Source organism: Dietzia sp. B19, assembly GCF_014145155.1.
Taxonomy (GTDB): domain Bacteria; phylum Actinomycetota; class Actinomycetes; order Mycobacteriales; family Mycobacteriaceae; genus Dietzia; species Dietzia natronolimnaea.
The window spans coordinates 1-6,575 of record NZ_JAALED010000567.1 but is presented as its reverse complement, the minus strand read 5'-3'; the positions used below and the strand labels follow the sequence as shown (position 1 = coordinate 6,575).

Genomic DNA, 6,575 nt, shown 5'->3' with positions numbered 1-6,575 from the left:
ACTGCGCGAACGGCACAGCCGAGGCGGTGGCGCGAAAACCCGCAGGTGAGAGCACACTAACGCACCATAGACGTATCGTACACGCATGACGCGTGTATACTAGAAGACAGAGCCGGGAACACCCGCTCACCCCGCACCCGAAAGGAACACCATGGCCCGCATCACCTACTCCGTCACCGCGACCGAGCCCTGGGAGGCCGCCGCCACGCTCGCCACAGTCCTCGACCTCTCGGTCAACCCGCTCACCGTTCACGAGGACCGGGTCACCGTCGACGCCGACGAAGACGACACCGAGATCGTCGGCACCATCCGCCGCGCGATCTACGCCGCCTGACCCACAACCCCCGCCCATCGCCGCGAGGCAGACGGACACCACGACCGAAAGGACCACCGCCATGGCCATCACCGTGTACACCAAGCCCCAGTGCGTGCAGTGCGGCGCCACCATCAAGGCGCTCGAGAAGGCCGGCCTGGACTACGAGCTCGTCGACATCACCACCGACACCGACGCCCACGACTACGTCATGGCCCTCGGCCACCTCCAGGCCCCCGTCGTCGTCGCCGGCACCGACCACTGGGCCGGATTCCGACCCGACCGCATCAAGGACCTCGGCCGCACCGTCGCCTGAATCACCCACCAGTAGGGGAGGGGACACACAATGCACACCATGACCACCGAGGACCCGCAGGCCACCGCCGACCCGGTCGACGTCGACGACCTCGCCGCCACCGACGCAGCGCCCACCGTCCCCGAACTCGACCCCGAAGCCGCCCTACTGTGCGCACTCCTGCACATCACCGACACCACCGAAGCCCAGCACATCACCGCCCACCTCGAGGCACGCGACTTCCTCGGACCCCGCTACGGCGACCTGTACCAGGTCATCGCGGACCTCATCGCCGCGAACGAACCGCACCACGCCACGCGAGTACTCGCAGCCCTGACCAGTGCCGGCCGGATGGCCGGCCACCACGGGCGGCTCCTGGCCGACGCCCTCCAAACCGTCGCTCTGCTCGGAACCCCTGCCGTCGGCCTGTGCACCCTCGCAGCAGACGTTCTCGACGCGAGCTACCGCCGCCACTTCGCCCACTCGGCCGCCGACCTCACCCGTGCCGCCAGCGAGGCGCCCACTGACGCGCTGTTCGAGATCCTGCTCAACCACGGCCGCGCCATGCGCCGCGAAACCGAACGTCGTGCCGCCCTCACCAGTAGGGGAGGGGAGCAGGCATGACGTTCATCATCGGCACGGGCCCCACAGAGGTGCACGCCCTGATCGACCTCGAGAACCGCATCGACGCCCACCGCGACGCCCGCGCCGCCCTGGCCGTCACTGTGCTCGATGTCGCCTGTGACCACGGAAGCTGGTCGGCCATCGCCAACGTCCGCCACGACCTGCCAGGGGAGGGGAGTCAGTGACACCCGACGAAGCCCGATCCCTCGGCCGCGCCATCCGCACAACCCGACTCGAGCGGGGCCTGTCCCAACTCAAGCTCGCTGTCGCGATCGGCGTCAGCGGGGGACAGGTGAGCCTGTGGGAACGCGGCCGCGTCCCCGCCGCCCGGGGCCGGGACGCCTACGCTCCGACGATCCCGCGGGACCAGCTCGAGGCGATCGCCGCCGCCCTGGACTGCACGGTCGCTGCCATTGCCGATCGCGCAGCCCTGTCCGCCACCACCCGAGTCCTCTACGGACTCGAACCACTCGGCCCGGCCCGCACCCTCGTCGCCGGCCAGGAGTACGACCTCACCGACGCCGAAGCCGACCGGGTCGCGGACTTCATCACCGGACTCATCGCCGCCCGCGACCTGCACTAACAGGCACTGTCGGAGCTGCCCGATACCGTGCGCCGCATGGACGAGCTGCTAGACCGGATTCGCCGCGCAGCCGACCAAGTAGGGGAGCCGCTGTTCTTCGAAATCCTGGGCTGGCACCGCGCCGTCGTCGGCCTCCCAGCCCTGGACCCCAGCGCGCCCGGTGCGTACCGGGACGCGATCGCTGAACTCGGAGACGACCGCACCGCGGAACTACTCCGAGACCTGCGCCGAGCCGCGCGCGACCCCCGCCGACACCGACACGGCGCCGATGGCAAACCCCGTCACCGAGCTGGCCACACCCTGTCCGAGCGGTACCGCAAGTAGTAGTCAAAGCCACACCAGGTGGGAACGTTGTCTCAGCCGCCGGCCGAGGCAGGGGTCAGGTGGCCGACTGGATGAGGCCGGGATCGTGCCGATCCAGGGTGCGAACGTTGTTGACCGTCCGCGACACCGGACGCGTTTGGAGAGTCGACGCCACCGTCCGGGACTCGACGTCGAGTAGGTCGAGCAGCGGGCCGGCCTCGTCCTTGGCGACCTTCTCCGGAGCCAGCCAGGTGTCCCACGCCGCGGGACTCAAGAACACGGGCATCCGATCGTGAACTTCGCCAGCCGCATCCTCGCCAGTGCGGGTGATGATCGTGAACGTCGTCCGCCACTCTTCGTCGGCGACGTCCCGGTGGAACGCCAACAGGCCCGCAGCGAGCAGGAGCTCGTCGCCCGGGGCATACACGTAGCTGGGGTTCTTGACCTTCTTGCCGTCCTCGACGGCTTCCTGCCACTCGTAGTAACCGGTCATCGGAACAAGGGCCCGTGCAGAGGCGAACGCTGAGCGGAACATCCCGTTGGATGCTGCAGTCTCAAGTCGGGCATTGATCGGCCGCGGGCCCTTCTCTTTGGCCCACGACGGGCGCAACCCCCACGTGGGCAGGAACGCCTCACGCACCCGATGCTCGCCGACCAGGCGATCCCGTATCACCGGCGCCCGCGTGCGAGGTGCCACCGAATACGTCGGCGACCACTCAAACCCCGGCTCTGTCCCGTCCAAGTCAAGAACGTCGACCAGGGCGGCGCCGGACACCGCTACTGAGTACCGACCACACATGCCGAGACACTAACAGCGATTGCAGAAGAGAGGGCTCTGACCAGCAATAACGACGGAACGCACATTATCGGCACTCGCCAGGGCTGATGCATGGTGTCGAAGATCCGAGTCTCGCAGATGGGGCTCCGGCCTGGTGGTTACTTCAGCAATCACTGGGCTCCCAATGTTGTCGTCGGCTGGCCTGCCGTGCCTCGCTACGCCCGGGAGCTCCGGCTCCCGCCGGAAGTAGTCACTTACAACACGCGATAGCCCAAGAACCGGGCAGATGCCCACGGAACCTAAGCTGGGAGTTGGACACACAGGAGGTGGTCGTGACCGCGCAAGAGGTGCTCGACAACCTCGTCGAGGAGCTCGGTTACCGAGACTCTCGAGGGTTTGTCGATGAGTCGGTTGATCCGGGCGTCAAGGGGATGGTTTGGAGCGACCTCAAAGAAAAGTGTGACGTTACGGCCGCGTTCTTCAAGGGCGCGGTCCCCATCCTCGCGTTCGTTGCCGCTGATAGCCGCGAGGACGCGATGCGTGCGCATCGACGCCTCTGGAACTATGGCAGAGTTCCGATACTGATCGCCACTACGTCGGACAACGTGATGGCGCTAAGCTGCAGCACTGCTCAGTTGCCAGGAAAACCTGACGCGGCACTGCTCGCCGAGGCAAGTCGGAGCCAGGAACTTGCTGCTGTGTTCGCCGATTTCACTCGATTCAGCGTCGAGTCGGGAAGGCTCGCACGGAGTCGCTCTATGCAGCTGGGCACGCAGGAGCGGGTCGACAAACTACTACTGCGCAACCTTCGCACCGTGCGATCGCGCTTGCTGGCGGCCGGCGTGTATCAGAGCGAGATTGAGCCGCTCTTGGGTCGATCGATATTTGTACGCTATCTCGAAGACCGACGCATTCTCCAAGCGGCAGATCTACGTGAGCTCGAGCAGCCTGAGTCTCTGGAACGGGCACTAGAGCAGGGGTGGCACGCGGTAGCTTCGCTTTTCGCTGCGATGTCCGATCACTTCAACGGTGACGTTTTTCGGCGCGACGTCCTCACCCGCGAGATCCCAAACAGTGCTCTCCGTGTTCTCTCGGACTTTTTTCACGGCGCTGATCCGGACACGGGGCAAGTTCCCCTCTGGCAGTACGACTTCGCAATTATCCCCCCAGAGCTCATCAGCTCGATATACGAGCAACTCCTCGCACCTCAGCAGAAAAGCAATGCCGCGTACTACACCCCGCGGCGCGTGGTCGATCTTGTTCTAGATGAATTGATGCCCTCTTTCGCCGGGTCTGTGGCACCGACAGTGCTGGACCCAGCGTGCGGTTCTGGCATATTCCTGACAGAGGCCTTCCGTAGACTTGTTTACCAGCGCAGGGCCGAGACCCGATCTACGCTGGGGTACACCGAACTCAGCAGATTGCTCGTAGAATCAATTTTCGGTATCGACCGCAGTGCGGAGGCTATCGGAGTAACGGCTTTCGGGCTCTACCTGGCTCTCCTTGAGCACGTCGATCCCCGAACGATCTGGCGCGAGGTGAGGTTGCCGGATCTCGTAGGCAAGAATCTGGTTGTCTCCGACTCATTCGACACGAACCCGCTCAGTAGTCGGCGCTTCGATATAATAGTAGGAAATCCTCCGTGGCAAAGCGCCCTCACCCCAGCCGCGAGTAACTACTTGAGGGCGCAGAGTCGCCAGGCGCCCGACCGGCAGATCGCAACAGCGTTCGTTTGGAAATCGACAGAGATGCTCAATGCCGGCGGCATCATCGGATTCGTGCTTCCGTCGAAGACTTTCTTGCACAACCGTAGCAGTCCAGCCGATAGGTTCCGTATCGATCTATTTCGGAGCTTAGACATCAAGTCCGTCATTGACCTGTCTCCACTTCGCAAAGAGCTCTTCGGTGCGACGAGCCCCGCTGCCGTCTTCATATTTGCGGCGGACATTGAATCGGCGTTCGAAAAGATCCTCCATGTATCACCCCGTCGCACCCCTATTTCCGAAATCGTGGATGGTATCGTTATCCCGCAGCAGAACATCCAGATGATCTCGAGGTCACGTGCACAAGTGGACCCGTCAATTTGGAAGACCCTCCTATGGGGCGGGCCAAAAGATCTAGAACTCGTCTCGAACCTTCGGCAAATGTTCGAAACGCTCGGCGCGTGTGCCAAATCATATGGCTGGAAAACGGGTGCGGGTTACCAGATTGTGAAAAATGGCGACGAGAACGACGCGTCCCACCTGCACGATTTGCCCTACCTTCCTACAGATGAACTTCTCGCAATGAAACATCCGGGTGAACACGCTCTTGCTGCCCCGATCACAGATGCCGTGATGCATCGACCGCGTGAGAGGTCGATTTACCTAGCTCCACACGTATTGATGCGTAAGGGCTTCGCGTCAGCGCCTATGGCAGCGTTCGTTCCGTTTGACAGCAGCTTCACAGACGGGTTGTTTGCACTTTCCGGACCCGAGAAAGACGCCTCTGTCTTGCGCGCAGTCGCAGCCGTCCTCAACTCTTCTGTGGCCCAGTATTGGTACCTAATGACAGCAAGTTCATGGGGCGTTGAGCGTGAGCAGCTTCACTTGCGGGAATGGTTAAGCCTACCTGTGCCACCTCTCGACACCCGCGTGGTAACGGCGCTCAGTGAGATCGTGAATCAGGTCGCCGACGACGACTCGTGGAGAGAGCAAGTAGACCGCGTGGTGGAGCAGGAGGTTTACAAACTGACGGACCACGAACAGCAGCTTGTTGCAGAGGCCCTGACCGTCACGTTGTCCGAGCTTCGAGACGGGCCAAGGTCCCACGCATACGATGCGCCTGATCGATCCACTATCGAGGCTTACGAGAATGCTCTGAAGCTGCACATGGATGACCTCGGGCTGGGTGAGTGGGAAGTGGGACTGAGTGAGACGGCCCACGGTTTCACCCGTGTCACATGCGCCCACCTCGAAACTTCCGACGCACGACGAATAGCCTCTCGGTTCACTGTTGATGACCTACTGAGTTCCGATGAGCCTGTGCTTAACGAGTCCCTTTCCTCCGCTGCGATCGTTGAGCCTCAAGCAGTGGTCCTTGACAACGAGCAGATTCATATCATTAAACCTAATCGACACGTGAACTGGTTGGTCAGTGCTGCTGACATTGATGCCTCCGACGTGTTCGACGCGCTTTCTAGGGGCGAGCACACGCATGCGCGAGATGGCCGTGCTTGAGCGAGCTTTCGACCGGGTGTCTGGTCGTATACACGAACAGATACACAACCGTGCTACTCGACGGCTCCCCGAGTTGGTTCGAGACCTTATAGATGAAGCGCTGGCGAGATGGGCCGCCAATGATTGGCTTACTTTCGATAAGGCAGAGGTCAACTGCAGTAGTCAACTATACCGCTGGATGACTGAAGTCTGCCGCAGCGATAGCCGGTTTTTTATGTTCCATGTGAGTATTGAACACATTCTTTTGACGCCCGAAATGCTAAATGGTTCGGAGTCGGTAACAGGTGCTGCGCGACCAGATTTCCGACTTTCGCTGCGCGGTGGGGGCGTGCTATTGGAAGCCAAACGACTCACGGATACAGCGAAATTCAGCCGACCCTATGTAGCCGAGGGGATGGCAAGATTCGTGAACTCTTCTTACGGCGCAGACGAAAGTGTTAGGGACGTGCTTCGGATAGCAG

General features: G+C 62.2%; 9 protein-coding genes. 8 read left to right on the top strand and 1 reads right to left on the bottom strand.

Going from position 1 to position 6,575, the window contains the following annotated elements; translation table 11 throughout:
• The first annotated feature begins 151 nt into the window (after positions 1-151).
• The 6 genes from G6020_RS15465 (at position 152) to G6020_RS15440 (ending at position 2,139) form a co-directional block, all read left to right on the top strand.
• Complete coding sequence (locus tag G6020_RS15465) at positions 152-334, top strand: hypothetical protein (protein ID WP_095719406.1); 183 nt, start codon at positions 152-154, stop codon at positions 332-334.
• A 61-nt stretch (positions 335-395) separates the two neighbouring features.
• Positions 396-629 carry a glutaredoxin-like protein NrdH gene (nrdH, locus tag G6020_RS15460; RefSeq protein ID WP_182611218.1) on the top strand — a complete coding sequence of 78 codons (234 nt, stop codon included), beginning with the start codon at positions 396-398 and terminating at the stop codon, positions 627-629.
• Positions 630-668: 39 nt separating this feature from the next.
• A complete protein-coding gene (locus G6020_RS15455; protein ID WP_182611217.1) occupies positions 669-1,232 on the top strand; it encodes a DnaB-like helicase N-terminal domain-containing protein in 564 nt (187 codons plus the stop codon).
• Positions 1,229-1,417 carry a hypothetical protein gene (locus tag G6020_RS15450; RefSeq protein ID WP_182611216.1) on the top strand — a complete coding sequence of 63 codons (189 nt, stop codon included), beginning with the start codon at positions 1,229-1,231 and terminating at the stop codon, positions 1,415-1,417. The genes G6020_RS15455 and G6020_RS15450 overlap by 4 nt, the downstream gene beginning before the upstream one ends.
• On the top strand, positions 1,414-1,815 hold the full coding sequence (locus G6020_RS15445) for a helix-turn-helix transcriptional regulator (protein ID WP_182611215.1): 402 nt from the start codon (positions 1,414-1,416) through the stop codon (positions 1,813-1,815). Before G6020_RS15450 ends, G6020_RS15445 begins: the two co-directional genes overlap by 4 nt.
• Before the next feature lie 36 nt (positions 1,816-1,851).
• The gene (locus G6020_RS15440) at positions 1,852-2,139 is read left to right on the top strand and encodes a hypothetical protein (RefSeq protein ID WP_182611214.1); all 288 of its coding nucleotides are present in this window, start codon (positions 1,852-1,854) and stop codon (positions 2,137-2,139) included.
• A gap of 55 nt (positions 2,140-2,194) precedes the next feature.
• Here G6020_RS15440 and G6020_RS15435 read toward each other — a convergent pair whose 3' ends face one another.
• Positions 2,195-2,917 (bottom strand): SOS response-associated peptidase, encoded by a 723-nt coding sequence (locus G6020_RS15435; RefSeq protein WP_182611213.1) that lies wholly within the window; start codon positions 2,915-2,917, stop codon positions 2,195-2,197.
• Positions 2,918-3,228: 311 nt separating this feature from the next.
• Between G6020_RS15435 and G6020_RS15430 the strand changes: the two genes are divergently transcribed.
• Together G6020_RS15430 and G6020_RS16785 are read left to right on the top strand one after the other, a co-directional pair.
• Positions 3,229-6,114, top strand: coding sequence for an N-6 DNA methylase (locus tag G6020_RS15430; protein ID WP_182611212.1), 2,886 nt, complete (start codon positions 3,229-3,231; stop codon positions 6,112-6,114).
• On the top strand, positions 6,092-6,575 hold a 484-nt coding region (locus tag G6020_RS16785), incomplete at its 3' end, for a hypothetical protein (RefSeq protein ID WP_206682241.1). The genes G6020_RS15430 and G6020_RS16785, both read left to right, overlap by 23 nt.

What these genes read in the sequence shown, in the direction of transcription:
- G6020_RS15465 (WP_095719406.1), top strand. Translation starts at nt 152, where the DNA reads ATGGCCCGCATCACCTACTCCGTCACCGCGACCGAGCCCTGGGAGGCC.
- nrdH (WP_182611218.1), top strand. Translation starts at nt 396, where the DNA reads ATGGCCATCACCGTGTACACCAAGCCCCAGTGCGTGCAGTGCGGCGCC.
- G6020_RS15455 (WP_182611217.1), top strand. Translation starts at nt 669, where the DNA reads ATGACCACCGAGGACCCGCAGGCCACCGCCGACCCGGTCGACGTCGAC.
- G6020_RS15450 (WP_182611216.1), top strand. Translation starts at nt 1,229, where the DNA reads ATGACGTTCATCATCGGCACGGGCCCCACAGAGGTGCACGCCCTGATC.
- G6020_RS15440 (WP_182611214.1), top strand. Translation starts at nt 1,852, where the DNA reads ATGGACGAGCTGCTAGACCGGATTCGCCGCGCAGCCGACCAAGTAGGG.
- G6020_RS15435 (WP_182611213.1), bottom strand. Translation starts at nt 2,917, where the DNA reads ATGTGTGGTCGGTACTCAGTAGCGGTGTCCGGCGCCGCCCTGGTCGAC.